The 19,276-nt window shown below is 71.8% G+C and carries 19 protein-coding genes; 3 read left to right on the top strand and 16 right to left on the bottom strand.

Annotated elements, in window-relative coordinates; genetic code table 11:
- Window positions 1–16 precede the first annotated feature (16 nt).
- The 9 genes from ACFYPM_RS01400 to ACFYPM_RS01360 form a co-directional block, all read right to left on the bottom strand.
- Window positions 17–1,117: a GDSL-type esterase/lipase family protein gene (locus ACFYPM_RS01400; RefSeq protein WP_387189998.1), complete on the bottom strand. Its 1,101-nt coding sequence runs from the start codon at window positions 1,115–1,117 to the stop codon at window positions 17–19.
- On the bottom strand, window positions 1,114–1,413 hold the full coding sequence (locus tag ACFYPM_RS01395) for a hypothetical protein (protein WP_387189995.1): 300 nt from the start codon (window positions 1,411–1,413) through the stop codon (window positions 1,114–1,116). Before ACFYPM_RS01395 ends, ACFYPM_RS01400 begins: the two co-directional genes overlap by 4 nt.
- The gene (locus ACFYPM_RS01390; protein ID WP_387189993.1) at window positions 1,410–2,030 is read right to left on the bottom strand and encodes a TetR/AcrR family transcriptional regulator; all 621 of its coding nucleotides are present in this window, start codon (window positions 2,028–2,030) and stop codon (window positions 1,410–1,412) included. The genes ACFYPM_RS01395 and ACFYPM_RS01390 overlap by 4 nt, the downstream gene beginning before the upstream one ends.
- A 174-nt stretch (window positions 2,031–2,204) precedes the next feature.
- Entirely contained in the window at window positions 2,205–5,066 is a 2,862-nt protein-coding gene (topA, locus tag ACFYPM_RS01385; protein ID WP_387189992.1) for a type I DNA topoisomerase, read from the bottom strand.
- A gap of 428 nt (window positions 5,067–5,494) precedes the next feature.
- Window positions 5,495–6,232 (bottom strand): hypothetical protein, encoded by a 738-nt coding sequence (locus ACFYPM_RS01380; RefSeq protein WP_387189989.1) that lies wholly within the window; start codon window positions 6,230–6,232, stop codon window positions 5,495–5,497.
- Window positions 6,223–6,762, bottom strand: a complete 540-nt coding sequence (locus tag ACFYPM_RS01375; RefSeq protein ID WP_387189987.1) for a hypothetical protein — start codon at window positions 6,760–6,762, stop codon at window positions 6,223–6,225. The genes ACFYPM_RS01380 and ACFYPM_RS01375 overlap by 10 nt, the downstream gene beginning before the upstream one ends.
- Window positions 6,763–6,865: 103 nt before the next feature.
- Window positions 6,866–9,226 carry a sodium-translocating pyrophosphatase gene (locus tag ACFYPM_RS01370; protein ID WP_387189984.1) on the bottom strand — a complete coding sequence of 787 codons (2,361 nt, stop codon included), beginning with the start codon at window positions 9,224–9,226 and terminating at the stop codon, window positions 6,866–6,868.
- A 316-nt stretch (window positions 9,227–9,542) separates the two neighbouring features.
- On the bottom strand, window positions 9,543–9,980 hold the full coding sequence (locus ACFYPM_RS01365) for an ATP-binding protein (RefSeq protein ID WP_387189981.1): 438 nt from the start codon (window positions 9,978–9,980) through the stop codon (window positions 9,543–9,545).
- Window positions 9,977–10,333 carry an STAS domain-containing protein gene (locus ACFYPM_RS01360; RefSeq protein ID WP_387189978.1) on the bottom strand — a complete coding sequence of 119 codons (357 nt, stop codon included), beginning with the start codon at window positions 10,331–10,333 and terminating at the stop codon, window positions 9,977–9,979. Before ACFYPM_RS01360 ends, ACFYPM_RS01365 begins: the two co-directional genes overlap by 4 nt.
- A 188-nt stretch (window positions 10,334–10,521) precedes the next feature.
- Between ACFYPM_RS01360 and ACFYPM_RS01355 the strand changes: the two genes are divergently transcribed.
- The 3 genes from ACFYPM_RS01355 (at window position 10,522) to ACFYPM_RS01345 (ending at window position 13,937) form a co-directional block, all read left to right on the top strand.
- The gene (locus ACFYPM_RS01355; protein WP_387191410.1) at window positions 10,522–12,894 is read left to right on the top strand and encodes a DEAD/DEAH box helicase; all 2,373 of its coding nucleotides are present in this window, start codon (window positions 10,522–10,524) and stop codon (window positions 12,892–12,894) included.
- A gap of 100 nt (window positions 12,895–12,994) precedes the next feature.
- Window positions 12,995–13,204, top strand: a complete 210-nt coding sequence (locus ACFYPM_RS01350; protein WP_387189975.1) for a hypothetical protein — start codon at window positions 12,995–12,997, stop codon at window positions 13,202–13,204.
- A gap of 154 nt (window positions 13,205–13,358) precedes the next feature.
- The gene (locus ACFYPM_RS01345; RefSeq protein WP_357372828.1) at window positions 13,359–13,937 is read left to right on the top strand and encodes a hypothetical protein; all 579 of its coding nucleotides are present in this window, start codon (window positions 13,359–13,361) and stop codon (window positions 13,935–13,937) included.
- A gap of 80 nt (window positions 13,938–14,017) precedes the next feature.
- Here the strand turns inward: ACFYPM_RS01345 and ACFYPM_RS01340 are convergent, their stop codons facing one another.
- The 7 genes from ACFYPM_RS01340 to ssd form a co-directional block, all read right to left on the bottom strand.
- Window positions 14,018–14,416 (bottom strand): Rv3654c family TadE-like protein, encoded by a 399-nt coding sequence (locus ACFYPM_RS01340; protein WP_387189972.1) that lies wholly within the window; start codon window positions 14,414–14,416, stop codon window positions 14,018–14,020.
- Window positions 14,416–14,784 carry a TadE family type IV pilus minor pilin gene (locus tag ACFYPM_RS01335; RefSeq protein ID WP_387189969.1) on the bottom strand — a complete coding sequence of 123 codons (369 nt, stop codon included), beginning with the start codon at window positions 14,782–14,784 and terminating at the stop codon, window positions 14,416–14,418. The genes ACFYPM_RS01340 and ACFYPM_RS01335 overlap by 1 nt, the downstream gene beginning before the upstream one ends.
- Window positions 14,785–14,852: 68 nt before the next feature.
- The gene (locus tag ACFYPM_RS01330) at window positions 14,853–15,020 is read right to left on the bottom strand and encodes a DUF4244 domain-containing protein (RefSeq protein WP_081883916.1); all 168 of its coding nucleotides are present in this window, start codon (window positions 15,018–15,020) and stop codon (window positions 14,853–14,855) included.
- A 22-nt stretch (window positions 15,021–15,042) separates the two neighbouring features.
- Window positions 15,043–15,684: a type II secretion system F family protein gene (locus ACFYPM_RS01325; RefSeq protein ID WP_387189966.1), complete on the bottom strand. Its 642-nt coding sequence runs from the start codon at window positions 15,682–15,684 to the stop codon at window positions 15,043–15,045.
- Entirely contained in the window at window positions 15,681–16,964 is a 1,284-nt protein-coding gene (locus ACFYPM_RS01320) for a hypothetical protein (protein ID WP_387189963.1), read from the bottom strand. Before ACFYPM_RS01320 ends, ACFYPM_RS01325 begins: the two co-directional genes overlap by 4 nt.
- On the bottom strand, window positions 16,961–18,172 hold the full coding sequence (locus ACFYPM_RS01315) for a TadA family conjugal transfer-associated ATPase (protein ID WP_387189960.1): 1,212 nt from the start codon (window positions 18,170–18,172) through the stop codon (window positions 16,961–16,963). Before ACFYPM_RS01315 ends, ACFYPM_RS01320 begins: the two co-directional genes overlap by 4 nt.
- On the bottom strand, window positions 18,169–19,272 hold the full coding sequence (gene ssd / locus ACFYPM_RS01310) for a septum site-determining protein Ssd (protein WP_387189957.1): 1,104 nt from the start codon (window positions 19,270–19,272) through the stop codon (window positions 18,169–18,171). The genes ACFYPM_RS01315 and ssd overlap by 4 nt, the downstream gene beginning before the upstream one ends.
- Window positions 19,273–19,276: the final 4 nt, after the last annotated feature.

The raw sequence follows: 19,276 nt of genomic DNA, 5'->3' as shown, positions 1-19,276 counted from the left end.
GTCGCGGTGACCAGCGCTAGAGCGCCAGGTCGTCCAGGTTCACCGCGTCGGCCATGACCTCCGCACCCCTGTCGTTCAGGTGCATGCCGTCGCCGCTGTCCAACGCCGGGTGGATGTGGTCGGGGGCGCGCGGGTCCGCGACAGCGCTCGCCACATCGAAGACGGCGTCGAAGGCGTCCGTCGTACGGATCCAGTCGTTCACCTCGCGTCGGGTGGCGAGGCCCGCCGGCGTGCTGATCCCCGGGCCGGCGCCCGCGAAGGGGCCGATGGTGGCGACGACGATCCGCAGACCGGCGCCGTGGGCGCGGTCGGCCAGCGCACGGAAGCCCCCGACGAGGGCGTCGGCGGTGACGGCCGGCTCGCCCAACATGACCGGAAGACCGAGGTCGTTGATACCGAAGTGGACCAGGACGTGGGTCACGGCGGGAATGGAGAGAACGTCACGGTCGAAGCGCGCCAGCGCGTGTTCACCGACGCCGTCGAGCAGGAGACGGTTCCCGGCGATGCCCTGGTTGACCACCCACCCGCGCTTCAGACGCCGGTTGAGGACGTCGACCGAGCGACGATTCGCGCTCGTCGTGGTGCCGACGCCTTCGAACCAGGAGTCGCCGAAGGCCACGGCGACGGCGGTGTCCCGGGGGGCGAGCACATCGACGCCCGCGAGGTAGTACCTGGCCTCGACCTGCTCGGCCCCCACGAGGGTGGGAGAGGTGACGTGATTGCCGTCGGCTATCCGGGCGACTTCGGCCGGCTTGTGCGAATGGGTGGCCAGACCGGTCCGCTCCGGAAGGTAGAGGCTCAGCACCAGATCCGTGCCGGCCGCGACGGGGATGCCCACCGGGTCGGCGACCACCTCCTCACCCGCCGGGATGACATGGCGCTCCGCGCCGTCGACGGTGAGGGCGACCCACTGACCACCGACGGCGACGGTGGCAGCCCCGATGGTCAACGGGGTGCGACCGAAGCGGTTCGTCAGCCGTACCCGGAAGGCCTCCCCACCGCCGGCCAGGTGCAGAACCTGACGAACGGTCTGGTCGACGAAGCCACGGGGTTCGCTGAACTGGAGCTGCTCGTACGGGCTGAGCAACCCGGTACGGAAACCGGCGGTCCAGATCATGGCTGGTCCAGGTCGGTAGTGGTGCCCTCCTCCATGCTGATCACCGATTCGATCAGCGAGAAGAACGTCTGGATGCCGGGCAGGTTGGCGCCCCGGCGACGGGATTCGGCGTAGTCGTCGGACGAGCCCCAGTAGACGATGTCCAGCCACTCGTCGGCCGCCAGCCGGATCAGTCGCGCGCCGAGGAAGCCACCACGATCGGCCTGGAAGTCACGCAGCATCGCCGGCCGCGCGGCCAGCAGGGCATCCGCGCGCTCGGCGGGGACGCGGAAACGGGTGATTTCGACGGTGGTCACCGTGCCTCGATCCGTTTGGGTTGGGAGCCGTTGTCGCCCAGCATCAGCCGGAGCTGGGCCAGGAGGACATCGCGGAAGTGCGCGGGTGCCGGCGTGGGGTGGTGCTGGGCGCGAGAGATGATCAGACCGGCCAGTGCCGAGAGCAGGAGGTCCGTCACCGCCTCGGCGTCGTGGGCCAGCGTGAACGCGCCTCGGGCGGCGCCTTCCCGGACGGTGGCCAGGAAGGGCTCCCGGTACCGCTCCTGCACGTTGGCGCTGTAGTCGCGCAGCTCGTCGTCGCGCATGGCGGAACGCCAGAACTCCACGAGCACCTGCCGGGTCTGCTCCGAGTTGTGCAGGCTCCGGTCGACCAACGCGACGAGTCGTCGCCACGGATCGTCCTCGGCGCTGGAGACGGCCCGCAGGGCCTCCACCTCCCGGTCGGTGAACACCTGCATCGCCTCGATGATCATGTCTTCGCGGGAGCCGAAGTAGGTCTGGAGGGTGCTGATCGCGACCCCTCCGGCCACTGACACGTCCGCGAAGCGGGTGTTCTCGTACCCACGGGTTGCCAGGACGCCGGCCACGGCGTCGAGAACCGCGTCCCGCTTCTCTCCGCCCGCACGCCTCTTTCTCACCGGCATGACCATACGGTATGACGGTACCGGCGAAACCGCGAAGGCCTCCGCCTCTCGCGTGACCCGAAACACCACAAAATAGATCTTGGACAGCTTCCGTTCAGAAAAGACGAAACTGTCCAAGATCTGGAGCGTCGGAACAGCGCCACCCGACAGATCAGACGGCGCGGGGAGTTACTCGGTGCTGGAAGCGGCCCTGCGCGGGGCGGCCTTCTTCGCCGGAGCCTTCTTCGCCGTGGTGGTCGCCTTGGCCGTGGTGGTCTTCTTCGCGGCCGTGGACTTGCTGGCGGCAGCCGTCTTCTTGGTGGCCGTGGCCTTCTTCGTGGCCGTGGCTTTCTTGGCGGGCGCCTTCTTCGCCGCCGCCTTCTTCCGCGGCGCCGGACCCTTCGCCCGCTTCTCGGCCAACATCTCGGACGCTTCCTCGATGGTCAGCGCCTCCGGAGTCTGCCCGCGCCGCAGCGACGCGTTGAACTCACCGTCGGTGACGTACGGGCCGAACCGACCGTCCTTGATCACCATTGGCTTCTCGGTCGCCGGGTCGATGCCCATCTCCCGCAGGGGCGGCGCCGCCGCCCGCCGTCCACGGGCCTTCGGAGCGGCCAGCAGCGCCAGCGCCTCGTCCAGGCCCACCGTGAACATCTGGTCCTCGGACTCCAGCGAGCGGAACTCCTCGCCCCGCTTCACGTACGGGCCGTAGCGGCCGTTGTTGGCGAAGACCTCGACGCCATCCGGCGCGACACCGATCAGCCGGGGCAGGCTGAGCAGCTTGAGCGCCTCTTCCAGGGTGAGCGAGTCCGGGGTCTGTGTCCGCAGCAGCGACGACTTGCGCTCACCGCTGGACACGTACGGGCCGAACCGACCGGACTTGAGCACGATCGGCTCGCCGGTGCCGGGGTCGTCGCCGAGCTTGCGCTCGCCGCTGCCGCCGAGGAACAGCTCGTGCACCTTTTCCGGGGTCAGCTCGTCCGGGGCCAGGCCCTCGGGGATCGGCGCACGGTCACCGCCCTGGGTGCCGCCCTCCTCGCCCTCAGCCGAGGCTGGCGGTGCCGGCTGCTCGCCGCCGGGCAGCTCCCGTTGCAGGTACGGCCCGTACCGGCCGACCCGGACCACGACCTCGCGGCCCTCGTCGTCGGTGAAGAGCGGGATGGAGTTGACGCTGCGGGCGTCGATGTCGCTCAGGTTTTCGGTGACCAGCTTCTTGAGCCCACCGGAACGGGCGATGTCCTGGTCACCGGCACCGTTGGAGCTGCCGAAGTAGAACGCGGTGAGGAAGTCGACAGCGGCGTGGTCACCGCCGGCGATCTCGTCCAGCTCGTTTTCCATCGTGGCGGTGAAGTCGTAGTCGATCAGGCGCGGGTAGTGCCGCTCCAGCAGCCCGATCACCGCGAACGCCAGGAAGGTCGGGATCATCGCCTGCCCGCGCTTGGTGACGTACCCCCGGTCCTGGATCGTCTGCATGATCGACGCGTAGGTGGACGGGCGGCCGATGCCCAACTCTTCCAGGGCCTTCACCAGCGACGCCTCGGTGTAGCGCGACGGCGGCTGGGTGTGGTGGCCCTGGGCGGCCAGCTCGTCGGCGGTCAGCGGCTGGTCCTTGACCAGGGTGGGCAGCCGGCGCTCGGCGTCCTCGGCCTCGGCGTTCTCGTCGTCGCTGGACTCCACGTACGCCCGCAGGAAGCCCGGGTCGGTGATGGTCTTGCCGGTCGCGCCGAAGTCGGCCTCCTCCTGCGAGGTGGAGACCGCCCGGATGCGCACCGACACGCTGGAGCCGACCGCGTCGGTCATCTGCGAGGCGATGGTGCGCCGCCAGATCAGCTCGTAGAGCTTGAACTCCTCGGCGGACAGCTCCTTGGCCACCTCGCCCGGGGTGCGGAAGTTGTCCCCCGCCGGGCGGATCGCCTCGTGCGCCTCCTGCGCGTTCTTCACCTTGCCGGTGTAGCGACGCGGCTCCGGCGGCACGCTGCGCTCGCCGTACAGCTCGACGATCTGCCGACGAGCCGCCGAGATGGCGGTCTCCGACAGGTTGACCGAGTCGGTACGCATATAGGTGATGTAGCCGTTCTCGTAGAGCCGCTGCGCGGTGCGCATCGTCTGCTGCGAGGACAGGCGCAGCTTCCGGGCCGCCTCCTGCTGGAGGGTCGAGGTGATGAACGGCGCGTAGGGGCGGCGACGGTAGGGCTTCTCCTCGACCCGGGTGACGGTGAACGGCCGCCCGTCGAGGCGGGCCGCGAGACCCCGGGCGCCACTCTCGTCCAGGTGGACGACCCCGGCACCGGGCTTCACCCGGCCGGTGGTGGGCTCGAAGTCCTTACCGGTGGCGATCCGGTCGCCGTTCAGGGCGATCAGGGTGGCGTTGAACGCGCGCGGGCCCTGGCCGGCGTTGGCCACGGCGAGGGTGGCCAGGATGTCCCAGTACTCGGCGGTGCGGAAGGCCATCCGCTGCCGTTCCCGCTCGACCACGATGCGGGTCGCCACGGACTGCACCCGGCCGGCCGAGAGCCTCGGCATGACCTTCTTCCACAGCACCGGGGAGACCTCGTAGCCGTACAGCCGGTCGAGGATCCGGCGCGCCTCCTGGGCGTCGACCAGATCGCGGTCGATCTCCCGGGGGTTGGCCACCGCCGCCTGGATCGCCGGCTTGGTGATCTCGTGGAAGACCATCCGCTTGACCGGGACCTTGGGCTTGAGCGTCTCGACCAGGTGCCAGGCGATGGCTTCGCCCTCGCGGTCCTCATCCGTCGCCAGGAAGATCTCGTCGACTTCCTTGGCCAGCTTTATCAGCTTGCTGATCTGCTGCTTGCGGTCGGCGGAGACGACGTAGAGCGCGTGGAAGCCGTTGTCCACGTCCACCCCGAGCCGGGCCCAGGGTTCGCCCTTGTACTTGGCCGGCACGTCGGCGGCGTTGCGCGGCAGGTCGCGGACGTGACCGAAGCTGGCCTCCACGACGTACCCCGGGCCGAGGTAGCCCGAGATCGTCTTGGCCTTCGCCGGTGACTCGACGATGACCAGACGGGTGGTTCCAGCTTCGTTTGGCACGTCTCTCCCCGACCTCACTCCTGCTCGTGGCCTGCCAGCGCCCGGACAGCGACCGCCTTCGACCCCGCCGTCACACCGGCGGTCCGGATGTCCAACGTAACGCGCCGCCCGCGTTTCGGGTTTCGCGGGCGGCAAACCGCCACCGCGCGACGGCCAACTCTCGCCCCGCCGCGCTCGGCACTGCCGGACGGCGCCACCGTACACCGTGGGTAGGGCTCGAAGAGGGTCACTGTGACGATGGCGGGCCTACGACCGAGGGTCGACCCGCCCGTTTTCCGCCTGGATGAACCCGGTCGGCTGTCTGGCACCGGACACCCCGCCTCGCCGCCAAGGCCCGCCGATCGTGGACCTGTGGTGGGTGTTATAAGCTCCAAAAGGCAATTCGTCCACCACCACGACTTTATGGTCGACCCGGGCCGGGTGAGGGTTCAGGGTCGGATCGGCCAGGCGGTGGCGGGTGCCGCCGGGGGCGGGCCACCGACCAACTCGGCGAGCCGGTCCAACCGCCGCCGGCCGGTGATCAGATAGGCCGGGCCGCCCGCAACCGGGCTGAGCAGCGAGCCAGCGAGCCCGGCCGCGGCGAGCACGACCCCGATCGGCTCCCAGCACTCCTGGTCGTCCGCGCCGAGCCGCAACAGGAAGCCATCGGGCGGCTCCGGCGTCCCGGCCGCGGCGAGCCACAGCCGCAGCCGCCGGCCGGTCAGGTGGAAGGTGGCCGGCGGGCGTTTCGCCGTACCGTGCAGCCAGGCGGCCGCGAGTGGCTTCAGGACCCGGGTGTACGACGTCCGCACGGCGTGTCGCTCGCCCTCAGTCGGCTCCCAGCTCGCCGCCAGCCCCCGCGACGCCAACTCGGCGACGAGCACGTGCACCCGCCACGCGGCGTCCACCTGCACCGAGAGCCGGGCGGTGCCGCCCATGCGGACCACCTCGCCCGGCCCGGCGAGCAGCCCGGCCAGGTCGGCGATCGTCGGCTCGGCCGCCTCCGCGCCGAAGAAGACAAGTTGTCGATCCGCCTCGACACCCTGGATCGGCTCCTGCCGCAGCGGGGAGGACTGGGCTGGGCCGCCGCGTCGCCGCACCGGTGCGGGTACGGGCCCGTCGGACTCGGGGGCGGGGAACAGCGCCGGTGGCTCTGCCGCGGTGTCGTCGAGCCCGCTCAGTGACACTCCGGCACCTCGTCGAAGGCTTTTTTCAGCTCCTCGGAGTTGAGCTTGCTGGTGTCCAGCGCGCTGGCGTCGTACTCCGTGTTGAGGGTCGCCACGGCGGCCCGCACGCCGTCGTAGAAGGCGGTCGGCTCGCCGGTGCCCAACCCGTCGATGGTGTCCCGGGCGCGGCCGTACGCGTCCCGCATCATCCCCAGTGAGCTGCGGAAACCGGCGGAGATGGTCTCGCCGTTGTCGGCCTCCGGCACGCCCGCCCTCTCCACCTTGCGGCGGGCGGCCTCGCTGGCCCGCTCCGCCCCATCGAAGAGCCGCACCAGGTTCTCCTTGGCCTGCGCCGGCGTGGTCTGCGCGGTCATCTGCTCGTCGGTGCTGCTGGTCAGCTTGTTGATCTCGGAGCGCCACGGGGTGAGCGCGCCGCAGACCGAGGCCGCCCAGGCCCGTGGGCTGGGGCCACCGCCGCAGCCGGCCAGGACGACGATCGTGGCCAGGACCACCGTGAACTTTCCGGCGGCAGACGCCCGGCACGTACGCATGCGTTGCAGCGTACGGCCTCTGGCCGGGTGTGGCATCGGGCCGGACGGCCGGGGTCCCCGGTCGACGGGTTACGTCGACCGGGGACCCCGGACCGGTCCTGGGTCAGGCGTTGACCGTCTCCGGGCGGTGATCGGTGCTGCCCGCGCCGGTGTTGCCATCGGCGTCCGAATCGGACATCGCGATGCCCTTGCGCTTGCTGAACACCACCGACGCCACGATGATCAGCGTCGCGACCAGGGCGATGCCGACCCGCAGGCCGACGTTGCGGTCTTCGCCGACGCTCCAAGCCACCACGGCGGGCGCGATCAGCAGCGAGACCAGGTTCATCACCTTGATCAGCGGGTTGATCGCCGGGCCGGCGGTGTCCTTGAACGGGTCACCGACGGTGTCGCCGATGACTGTGGCGGCGTGCGCCTCGGAGCCCTTGCCGCCGTACGCGCCGTCCTCGACCAGCTTCTTGGCGTTGTCCCAGGCCCCACCGGAGTTGGACAGGAACACCGCCATCAGGGTGCCGGCACCGATCGCACCGGCCAGGTACGCCGCGAGCGCACCGGGCCCGAGGCCGAAGCCGACCGCGATCGGCGCCAGGATGGCGAGCAGGCCGGGGGTCATCAGCTCGCGCTGCGCGTCCCGGGTGCAGATGTCGACGACCTTGCCGTACTCCGGGCGCTGGGTGCCGTCCATGATGCCGGGCAGCTCACGGAACTGCCGGCGGACCTCCATCACCACGGCGCCGGCCGAGCGGGACACCGCGTTGATGGCCAGCCCGGAGAAGAGGAAGACCACCGCCGCGCCGATGATCAGGCCGACCAGGTTGCGCGGGTTCGCCACGTTCAGCGCGTTGAGGATCTCGTTGCCGACGTCGCCCACGCCAGCCGTCGCGTACGCGCTGCTGAGCGAGTCGGTGTACGAGCCGAACAGCGCGGTCGCGGCGAGCACCGCCGTGGCGATCGCGATGCCCTTGGTGATCGCCTTGGTGGTGTTGCCGACCGCGTCCAGCTCGGTCAGCGTGCGAGCGCCGTGCTCGTCGATGTCGCCGGACATCTCGGCGATGCCCTGGGCGTTGTCGGAGATCGGCCCGAAGGTGTCCATCGCGACGATCACGCCGACCGTGGTGAGCAGGCCGGTGCCGGCCAGTGCCACCGCGAACAGCGACAGCGTGATGGAGCTGCCGCCGAGGAGGAAGGCGCCGAAGACGCCGGCGCCGATCAGCAGCGCCGAGTAGACCGCCGACTCCAGCCCGATGCTGATTCCGGCCAGGATCACGGTCGCCGCACCGGTCTGCGAGCTCTTGCCGATGTCCTGCACCGGCCGCCTGTTGGTCTCGGTGAAATAGCCGGTCAACGCCTGGATCGCGCCGGCCAGCACGATGCCGATCACGACCGCGCCGATGGCCACCAGCCGCGGGTTGCCCGGGGCGTCGGTGAGGCCGCTGTCGAACTCGCCGAAGGTCGCCGGCAGGTACGCGTAGGCGGCAATCGCCACCAGCACCGCGGAGAGCGCCGCCGACAGGTAGAAGGCCCGGTTGATCGCGGTCAGGGCGTTGCGGTCGGACGCGCGCAGCCGGGTGATGAAGACGCCGACGATCGCGATCAGCACGCCGATGGTGGAGATGATCAGCGGGAAGACCAGGCCCTGCTCGCCGAAGGCGGCGCGGCCGAGGATCAGCGCGGCGACGAGCGTCACCGCGTACGACTCGAACAGGTCGGCGGCCATGCCGGCGCAGTCACCGACGTTGTCGCCCACGTTGTCGGCGATGGTGGCGGCGTTGCGCGGGTCGTCCTCGGGGATGCCCTGCTCGACCTTGCCGACCAGGTCGGCGCCGACGTCGGCGGCCTTGGTGAAGATGCCGCCGCCGACCCGCATGAACATCGCGAGCAGCGCGGCGCCGAAGCCGAAGCCCTCCAACACGGTGGGCGCGTCACCCCGGTAGACGAGGACGACGAGCGCGGCGCCGAAGAGTCCCAGGCCGACGGTGAGGAAGCCGACGACGCCACCGGTCCGGAAAGCGATCTTCATGGCGGCTTCGCGGCCACCTGCTCGCTCCCTCGCGGCGGCGGCCACGCGCAGGTTGGCGCGGGTGGCCAACCACATGCCGGCGCCGCCGATGAACGCGCTGAACAGGGCGCCCACCACGAAGAAGAGGGAGCGGCCGATCTTTACCGCGAGCTCACTGCCATCAGTGTCGTGCACCGGAAGCAGGAAGAGCAGCACGACGGCGACGACGACGAAGATCGCCAGGGTGCGGAATTGACGGAGCAGGTAGGCCGAGGCGCCCTCCTGGACCGCCCCCGAGATCTCCTGCATTTTCTCGGTGCCCCTACCAGCGGCCAGCACCGTTTTCGTCAGGGCGGCAGCGAAACCGAGTGCCACCAGCGCGACGACCGCGGCGATGACGACGTAGGTGACATTGCTTCCGGTAAGGGAAAGCCCGCCGCCGTCGGCGGCCAAGGTCTCGGACATCTGTGTCCTCCTGTTACCGAACAATCGCGCCGGTGAGTGGAGACGCACTGACCGACGCCTGGATGCGGACTTCGCAAGCGAGCGCCAACCCCAGCGGACCAGCGATGACCACCCATACCCGCTGGCTGCGGGATGGATCACTTGCTGACAACCCGGGTACTGTAGCCCTCCGCAGTGTCGGAGGTCACACGCAGGTGCCACCGTGTCGCGATGATCTTCGTCGCTGTGTTATGAAACGAAGTCTGATATAGGAACCGGTCCATGCGAAGAAGGCCGCATCCCCAGCAGGGGACACGGCCTACGCAGCGGAACTGGGTCAGCGGCCGACCGGCCACACCATCCGCACCTCGGTGCCGATGCCCTCGTCGACCGGGCGCACCTGCAGGTCCTCGACGAAACCGGCGAGCAGCGCGAACCCGACGCCGGTGGTCAGCGCCTCATCGGTGAGCGACTCGTTGGCCAACGCGTCCGGCGGCAGCGCGGTCAGGCCGATGCCCGCCTCGATCGGCGCCCGGTCCACCACCCGCACCGCGTACGAACCGCCGTCGGACATCTCCACGAGCACCGGGTCGGCAAGACCGTACTGCCGGTGCAGGGCCACCGCGCGGGTGCACGCCTCACCGATGGCCAGGCGTACCTCGTCCAGCAGGTCCTCCCGGACCCCGGCGCGGCGCGCGACGGCCACGCCGACCAGCCGGGCGGTGCGCACGTGCACCGGGGCGGGGGAGAACGAGAGCTTGACGGTCGCCATCACGCGCCGGCGCCCGCCGAGTCGGCGCTGATCGCCGCGTCGACCGTCGGGTGCAACGGGAACACCTGGTCCAGTGCGGTGATCCGGAAGATCTTGAGCAGGGGCTCCTTGTCACAGACCAGGGCGAACGAACCGCCGGCCACGCGGAGCCGCTTGAGCGCGCCGACCAGCACACCCAGGCCGGTGGAGTCGAGGAAGTCCACCCGGTCGAGATCGACCACCACGTGCCGGGCGCCACCATCGATCAACTCGAGGAGTCGTTCACGGAGCCGGGGCGCGGTGTAGACGTCCACCTCACCACCGACCTCGAGCACCGTGTGCTCGCCCTCGGTGCGGGTCGCCAGCGACAGCTCCATCGGTCCTCCTCGCCAGAGCCGTAAACTCTCGTGGGCATCTAACCACTACCGCCGGGGCGGCCTGCGGACGCCAGCGGAGGCTTCCCCTTACCCCGGTGTCCGACTTTTCATCTCCGAACACCAGTGCGAGAGTGCAGGGCGTGACCTCCAACGACTTCAGCTCCGCGCGCGGCACGCCGCGCCACGACCTGGAGTCGTCGTCCGCGGCCACCGTATCCGCTGGTCCCGGCCCCGGGCCAGCGCCGGTCGACCTGCTGCGCCGGCTCCGCGCCCGGGGCGCCGGCGACCCGGTCACCCACGTCGAGCGGGTGCCGGCCCGCGCCGGGGTGCCCGCGCCCTGGCCGTCGTGGGCACCGGAGGAACTGCGGGCGGCGTTCGCCGGGCGCGGCGTGACCGCGCCCTGGCAGCACCAGGCCGAGGCGGCCACCCTGGCGTACGAGGGTCAGCACGTGATCGTCGCCACCGGCACCGCGTCGGGCAAGTCACTGGCGTACCAGCTCCCGGCGCTGGCCACCCTGCTCGCCGACCCTCGGGCCACCGTGCTCTACCTCGCGCCGACCAAGGCGCTCGCCGCCGACCAGCTACGGGCCGTCGCGGCACTGGAGCTGGAAGGGGTACGCCCGGCCTGCTACGACGGGGACACGCCGCGCGCCGAGCGGGAGTGGATCCGCCGGCACTCCCGGTTCGTGCTGACCAACCCCGACATGCTGCACCACGGCATCCTGCCCGGTCATGCCCAGTGGTCCGGTTTCCTACGCCGACTCGCGTACGTGGTGATCGACGAGTGCCACACCTACCGGGGGGTGTTCGGCTCACACGTGGCGCACGTGCTGCGTCGGCTCCGCCGGCAGTGCGCCCGGTTCGGGGCCACCCCGGTGTTCGTCCTCGCCTCGGCGACCTCCGGCGACCCGGCGACCGCCGCCGGGCGGCTGATCGGCCTGCCGGTGACCGCGGTCACCGAGGACGCGTCGCCGCGCGGTGGGGTGACCTTCGCGCTCTGGGAGCCGCCGCTGCTGCCACCCGACTCGGGCTCCTCCGGCCCGGTGCCCCCACAGGCGACCGGCGAGCACGACGACCTTCGTCAGGTCCGCCGGTCGGCGCTGCGCGAGACCGCGGACCTGCTCGCCGACACGGTCGCCGAGGGGGTACGCACCCTCGCGTTCGTCCGCTCCCGCAAGGGCGCCGAGGTGGTGGCGGCCAACGCGCGTCGAGCACTGGACGACGCGGTGCCGGGGCTCGGCGACCGGGTGGCCGCCTACCGGGGTGGCTACCTGCGCGAGGAGCGGCGCGAGCTGGAGCGGGCGCTGCTGCACGGCGACCTGCTCGGCCTGGCCTCCACCAACGCGTTGGAGCTGGGCGTGGACCTGGTCGGGCTGGACGCGGTGCTGATCTGCGGCTACCCCGGCACCCGGGCGTCGCTGTGGCAGCAGGCGGGCCGCGCCGGGCGCTCCGGGCAGGAGGCCCTCGCCGTGCTGGTGGCCCGGGACGACCCACTGGACACCTACCTGGTGCACCACCCCGAGGCGATCTTCGGCGCCCCGGTGGAGGCGACAGTGCTCGACCCGGCCAATCCGTACGTGCTGGCGCCGCAGCTCGCCTGCGCCGCGGTCGAGGCGCCGCTCACCCCCGCCGACCTGGTGCTCTTCGGTGACGGGGCTAAAGAGGCCGTCGACCAGCTGGTGGCCGCCGGGGCGCTGCGGCAGCGGCCGACCGGCTGGTACTGGCGGCACCGGGAGCGGCCCGAGGTGGACCTGCGCGGTGAGGGCGGCGCCCCGGTGTGCGTGGTGGAGTCGTCGACCGGTCGGCTGCTCGGGACCGTCGACGGCGGCTCCTCGCACTTCCTGCTGCACTCCGGCGCGGTCTATCTGCACCAGGGCGTCTCGTACGTGGTCGACGACCTCGACCTCGCCGACGGTTGCGCACTGGTGCACGCCGAGGAGCCGGACTGGTCCACCCACGCCCGCGACGTCACCGACGTGTCCGTGGTGTCGGTGCGCTCGTACGTGGACGCCGGGCCGGTCGGCATGTTCCTCGGCGAGGTGGACGTGACCAGTCAGGTCGTGTCGTACCAGCGGCGACGGATCGCCACCGGCGAGGTGATCGACACCCGACCACTCGACCTGCCCACCCGGGAGCTGCGCACGGTGGCGGTCTGGTTCACCCTGTCGCCGCAGTCGTTGACTCTCGCCGGGGTGCAACCCGCCGACGTGCCAGGTGCGCTGCACGCCGCCGAACACGCGGCGATCGGCCTGCTGCCGCTGATGGCCACCTGCGACAGGTGGGACATCGGCGGGCTCTCCACCGCCGTGCACCCGGACACCGAGGCGCCAACCGTCTTCGTCTACGACGGGCACCCGGGTGGCGCGGGGTTCGCCGAGCGGGCGTACGGCACGGCGTCGGCGTGGTTGCGGGCCACCCGGGACGCGATCGCCGAGTGCGGTTGCGAGACCGGTTGCCCGTCCTGCGTGCAGTCGCCGAAGTGCGGCAACGGCAACAATCCGCTCTCCAAGCCGGACGCGATCCGGGTGCTCGACGTGGTGTTGGCGAACCTGCCCGAATGAGCGACTTGCATGAATCGGCATGACGCTGGGCACAATGTGTGGGAGCGCTTCCATCGATCTCTCTGTTGCTGATCGCCCCCCCTGTGCCCGAGGAGAAGCCGTGGCCGACACCATCGCCGAGACCGTCGACCTGCTCTACAGCATCGACCAGGATCAACTCACCCTCGACCAGCAGATCGCGCTCGGGTCCGCGCTGGCCAACCTGGCTCAGGCCGAACGCCTGGACCAGATCAACGAACGCCTGCGCGTCATCCACCAGGTCCTCAACACCTGGGCGGTGCGCGCCGCGACCACCACCGACGCACGCTGACCCACCCCTTTCACCGCACGGGCACCGGGATGTTGGGGTCGTCGTTCGGCGACCCCCGCCGACTACCCGGCATTCTGCGATCGTCGATGGCGAGGAACAAGACAGTTGTCGGGCTGTGCGAGACTCCGGCGGACCAACCTCCTGAGGAGCTCAGATGCAGTTCGACAACTTGCAGAGTCAGCACCAGTTCCATGTCCGGCAGCGGCTGCGCATGATGGTCAACCAGTACGAGGTCCGTTCGGTCTCTCCCGACGGCACCGAGGGTGAGCTGATCGCGTTCGCGCAGCAGAAGCGGCTCGCCTTCAAGGAGCAGGTGACGATCTACACGGACGACTCGAAGCAGCAGCCTCTGCTCGGTTTCAAGGCTCGCCAGCGCATCGACCTCGGTGCCACGTACGACGTCACCGACGCCGCCGGTAATGCGATCGGCCTGTTCCGCAAGGACTTCGCCCAGTCCCTGCTCCGGTCGACGTGGCACGTCGAGCAGGCCGGCCTGCCGCAGGTGACGGGCCAGGAGCGCAGCCTGCCCGTGGCACTGCTGCGCCGGTTCGTCGACTCCCTGTCGTGGCTGCCGTACCACTTCGACTTCACCGCCGGCGGCCAGCCGGTCTTCACCGTGGTCAAGAAGTGGGGCCTGCGCGACAAGTACATCGTCGAGGTGCAGCACCCGCAGATCGACCGTCGCCTGGTCATCGCCATGGCCGTCGCCCTCGACGCGCTCCAGGCTCGCTGACACCCTCGGCCCACCCGCTGCTCGGCCGCTGACCGGGACACGGCTCTCCGCCCTGATCCCGGCCAGCAGGCCGCTGCCGATCAACCGCGCACCAGGCCGGCGCGGGCCGTCGATGTGGCGGCCCGGGTCAGCCCAGGGAGTGGCGTGAACGCCACCTCGACGGTCACCAGTACGTCGAGTCCGTCAAGGCGACAGCCGACCATCCGACCCGCGTTGCGACTGGCGACGTCGCCCGCGAACGCGCAGGCCATCACCTCGCCGTCGAGGGGGTGGGCGGCTCCCGCCAGCGCGCCAAGATCGGCTGCCACCGCCGCCCGCTGATCCGCTAGCTGAGCTGCGGCAACGGCGGCGCCGAAGGTGCCGACCACCAGGAAGACCAGTCCGATCGCCAGCACCAGGACGGTCGCACCACCGCGCTGCGCGTCCGGCGGGTCGTCCTCGAGTCGCTCGGAGTCCGGGCCGTGAGTCCGTCGCACCATCAACTCCTCTCGGCAGCGCCGGGCTCCACGGCGGCGACAGCGGTGGCGACCACGGTGATCCGGGGGAGCCGGCCGCCCAGCGCCCGGACGGGCGCGCGTACCGTCGCCCGAACTCGGTCACCGTCGACGGACACCGACACCTCCGCCCCCGGCGGTGCGGCACGCTCACCTTCGGCGCTGCCGTCCGCGCCGCGGGCGGCGGCCAGCGCCGCTTCCCGGGCCGCGTGCAGGCAGCCGGCCTGGGCGCTTACCGCATTGACGGCGGTGAGGCCGGTCAGCAGGAACAGCAACAGCGCCGGCAGGCCGGCCGCCAGTTCGGCGGTGAAGGACCCTCGATCCCCGTCGGCGACCCACTCGACGACACGCACTCGCCGCCCGCCGAGCGCTCGCTCGGGACTGCCCGGCCTCCGATCGCGGCCAGCCTGCCGGCGCCCGATCACTTCAGCGCCCGGTCGATGACGGCGGTCAGCGCCGACTGGACGTTGCCGGACGTCAGCACCTTCAACAGGATCCCGGCGAAGGCGACCGCGGCGAGCGTGCCGACGGCGTACTCGGCCGTGTTCATTCCGGCGTCGCCGCGCAGGCGGGCGATGAGTTTGCGCATGGCTGTTTCCCTTCTCGATGGGTCAGAGCACGTCGCCGAGAACGGCGACGATCACCGGCACCAGGCCGGCGAGAATGAACGCCGGCAGGAAGCAGAGCCCCAGCGGCAGGACGATGAGCACGCCCGCCCGACGGGCTGACGCCTCGGCAGCGGTCGCCCGGTCGGCACGAAGGTCGTCGGCGAGCCGGGTCAGTGCGCCGGCCAGGGCCGCGCCGCTGTTGGCCGAGCGCAACGCCGCTGCGGTCAACCGCTCCGCGCCGGGCACTCCGTCCAGCGCGGACCACGCCTCCGCCGGGCCACCGCCGAGCAGCAACGTGCGGCCGACCCGGGCCAGGCGCGCCGCGAGCGGTCCGTCCAGAGCCTCGGCGACGGCCAGCACCGAGCGATCCACCGGAGCGCCCGCCCGCATCGCGGCTGCCAGCAGGTCGACCGCGAGCGGTAGGTCAGCGGCCTCCTGAAGCCGCCGCGTGCGCACGCCCGGTGACTCGATCCGCCGCAGCAGAGAGTCCAACAGCCACGCGGTCGGGACCGCACCGAGCAGCCCCAGCCAGCCCTCGGCGACCACGGCGACGGCCAGCCCACCCAGCGCCGCGGCGAGGCGGATCGCGTCCGGCCGCCACCCACCGCCGGGGCCGCGCCGGCTTGTCAGACCTCGCGACATCATCCGGCCCGCCCCGGCGTCGCGCCCAGCCGTTCCGTCCAGAGGAGGCCCACGACCTGCAGGGCAACCGCGACAACCGCACAGACGCCGCCGACCCTGCTGTGCAGCAGCACCGCCACCGGGTCGACGCCGATCCCGTACCCGAGCAGAATCCCGCCCACCGGCAACGCGGCCAACAACCAGGCTGTGGCCCGGGCACCGGCCGCCTGGGCCGCCGCGGCAGCCAGCCCTCGGTCGGTCGCCCGAGCGTCGGCCTCGATCCGCTCGACGAGGTCCGCCAGCGGCGCGCCGGTTCGGTCGGCCAGCCGCACCGCAGCCGCCGTCAGCTGACGCAGCCGCTCGGACCCGTCCCACCCATCGGTGGCGGCCTCGATCGCATGCTGCACGGGCAGACCGGCCCGGAGGTCCGCCGCGAGGCCACACAGTTGGTCCAGCCCACGTCGCCGCCGTCGCTCGGCACCCCGGTTCACTCGCCAGCGCAGCACCGCCCGCCCGGTCAGCGCGGCGTACCCACCCAACGCGACCGCTGCGACCGGGCCGCCGACCACGGCACCGACACCACCAACCAGCAGCCCGAACAGCGGCAACATCCGCCTCGACGACCACCGAACCCGTCCCCGCGCCGCCACGGTCGAGACATCGGCCGACCCGACGAACCGGTCGGCCCGGCGGACGACACCCCCGCCTTTCTTGGCCAACGCAGCGCCCGGAATGTCCGCCAGGTCGCCACACCCACCTGTCGTCGCCGCGTCGGAACCGCCGTCCGGACGGCTTAACCCCGCCTCGCCGCCGCCGATCGTCATCTCGGCCACGGATGTGCCACCCCGCCCTTCGGCGTCCGGAATCCTGGCCTCGTGCCCAGTTGCGCCGGCCGGACGTCGGGGATCCCGACGGGTTGGGGGACGTGTCGGGCCGACGGGACGGGCGCTGCCCAACGACCCGCCCGTCGCCCCGGGCCGGACCGCGCTGCCGGTGACGTCCCGGCTGGGCCAGCCGAGCGCGGTAGGCCTCCCGCCCCGACTCGCACTGGTCCTCGGCCGGCACGGAACGCTGACCGGGCCACCCGGGGTCAGCGGGTCGCCCGGCCCGTCGACCGGGCCGTCCGGCGTGCGGCCGAGTTCCCGGATCCACTCCACGAGCGCGTCGTTGGGATCGGTGCCGCCGCTTCGCCGTCCCGTCGTCAACACCCGACGTCGGCGGGCCCGGATGCTGTGCACGGGCCATGCCACCAGGACCGCGGCGACCAGCAGCAACGTCCCCACCAGCACCGTCGCGCCGGTCATGCCGGGCCTGCCGAACCCGGCCACGGCTCGCTGAGGATCGGCGGCACCGCTACCCCGCGTTCGCGGAGCAGCGCCCCCAGCGCGCGGGCAGCCAACCCGAGACCACTGCCGCGTACCCAGGCGGGCACCACGGTGACCAACCGTTCCGGTCCGTCGGGCAGGAGCAGGCAGATCGACTCCAGAACGCGTCCCCGGTCGCCGCGCCGCACCTGGAACAGCACCTGCAACGCGGCGGCCACCTGGGCGTGCAGCGCGGCGCGCGGCAGGCCACCCAGCATGCCCAGCGCCTCCAGCCGGGCGGGTACGTCGGACGGGGAGTTGGCGTGCAAGGTGCCAGCTCCCCCGTCGTGGCCGGTGTTGAGCGCCGCAAGCAGGTCGACCACCTCCCCGCCGCGGCACTCCCCGACCACCAGGCGGTCCGGACGCATCCGCAACGCCTGCCGGACCAGGTCCCCGAGGCTGACGGTGCCCGATCCCTCCACATTGGCGGTACGCGCCTGAAGCCCGACCACGTGTGGGTGCCCCGGACGCAGCTCGGCGGCGTCTTCCACAAGCACGATCCGCTCGGTGGCTGGCACCATCCCCAACAGCGTGTTGAGCAGGGTCGTCTTGCCCGACCCGGTTCCCCCGCTGACCAGGTACGCCAGACGGGCAGCCACGATGGCCGCGAGCAGCGGCGCCACCGGTCGAGGCACGGTCCCGTGGCGGACCAGTTCGTCGAGACTGAACGGCCGGTGCCGGAAGGTCCGCAGGGACAGGTAGGGACCCTCGGTCGCGACGGGTGGCAGCACGGCGTGCAGTCGGGTGCCGTCGGGGAGCCGGGCGTCGGCGTACGGGGAGCCGTCATCGAGCCGACGGCCGGCGCTGGCGATCAGGCGCTGCGCCAACCGGCGGACGTCCTCGATCGAGCCGAACGGGACCGCGACCTGCTGCAACCCCGAACCACGATCGACCCAGACCCGGGTCCCGTTGACGAGGACGTCGGTGACCTCCGGGTCGGCGAGCAGTGGGGCCAACGGCCCGGCACCCACGAGATCGTCGTGCACCCGGTCGGCGATCCGCAGCACGGCGTTGTCGCCGAGCACCGCAGCGGTTGGCTCGGCCCGTACCGCGGAGACGATCGCCGCCGCCGTCACCGGGGTGGTGGCAGCGGCGATCCGTTGCCGCACCCGGGCGGCCAGGGTGCCGTCCTGCGACCGGCCGGTCATGCCGCACCCGTCGCCGGGACACCGGTGAGGTCGGTGACGATCCGCTGGCAGAGTGCGGCCAGCGGGCCTTTCCCCGCAGCGGCCGGCGCCTCGCCTCGTTCCAGTCCGCGGCACAGCCCCGGCTCGGGGCGCAGCGCGCCAGCCAACGGCAGGCCCAGAGCCCGTGCCACCTCGGTGGCACGAAGTCGGCCGGGAGCGGGTCCGCGCACCACCACCGAGAGCGCGGCGCAGTGCGGGGCAGCCGCGGCCACCACCCGAGCGGCCGCGGCGGTGGCACGCAACTCGGCGGGGACGACGACGAACGCTTGGTCAGCCGCCTGCAACGCCACCACCGCGGCGTCGTCCAACTGTCGGGGGACATCGGCCACCACGAAGTCCCGACCGCGCCGGGCGGCGTCGATGGTCGCCGCCATCGCCGCCGCCGGCAGCGCCAGCATCTCGCCGCGGTCCCAGGAGAGCACCACCAGGTCACCCCGGTTGGGCAGGGCCTGCACCAACGCCGGGGCGTCCACGCGCCCGTCGGCGCTGGTGAGTGACGGCCAGCGCAGCCCCTCCAACTGCTCCCAGCCCAGCACGAGGTCGAGGCCACCCCCGAGCGGGTCAGCGTCGACAAGCAGCGTGCGCAACCGGGCTCGAGCGGCAGTCACGGCGAGGCCACCAGCGAGCACGCTCGCCCCGGCGCCGCCCCGGCCGCCGAACACCGCGACGATCCGGGCGCCGACACCGTTCGGGCGGTCCGGACCTTGTTCGGCGAACCGATCCACCAGCCACGGCTCCGCGGTGGGCAGGATGGCGACGTGCTCGGCCCCGATCAGTTCGGCGGTCTGCCAGCCGGGGTCGAGCTGACCGACCCGGCCGACCAGCACCAGCCGGGACCGCTGCGGCAACCGGGCACGCAGACACGACTGCGCCTGATCGGCGCCGAGCAACACCAACGGAGCGGGCTGCCAACGAGTACGGGCGGCGGCCGGGTCGCGGGCCAACTCCACCTCGGTCCCGCCAGCGGCGGCGAGCCGGAGCAGATCATCGAGCAGATCGTCGTCGCCGGTGACCACCAGCGGGAGCGGGCGGATCGGCGGAACCGAGGTACGGGATGGCATCGCG

This window comes from Micromonospora sp. NPDC005203, assembly GCF_042872705.1.
Classification (GTDB): Bacteria; Actinomycetota; Actinomycetes; order Mycobacteriales; family Micromonosporaceae; genus Micromonospora.
Note: the sequence above shows the minus strand (reverse complement) of the source record. Positions and strands in the feature narration are given on the sequence as shown.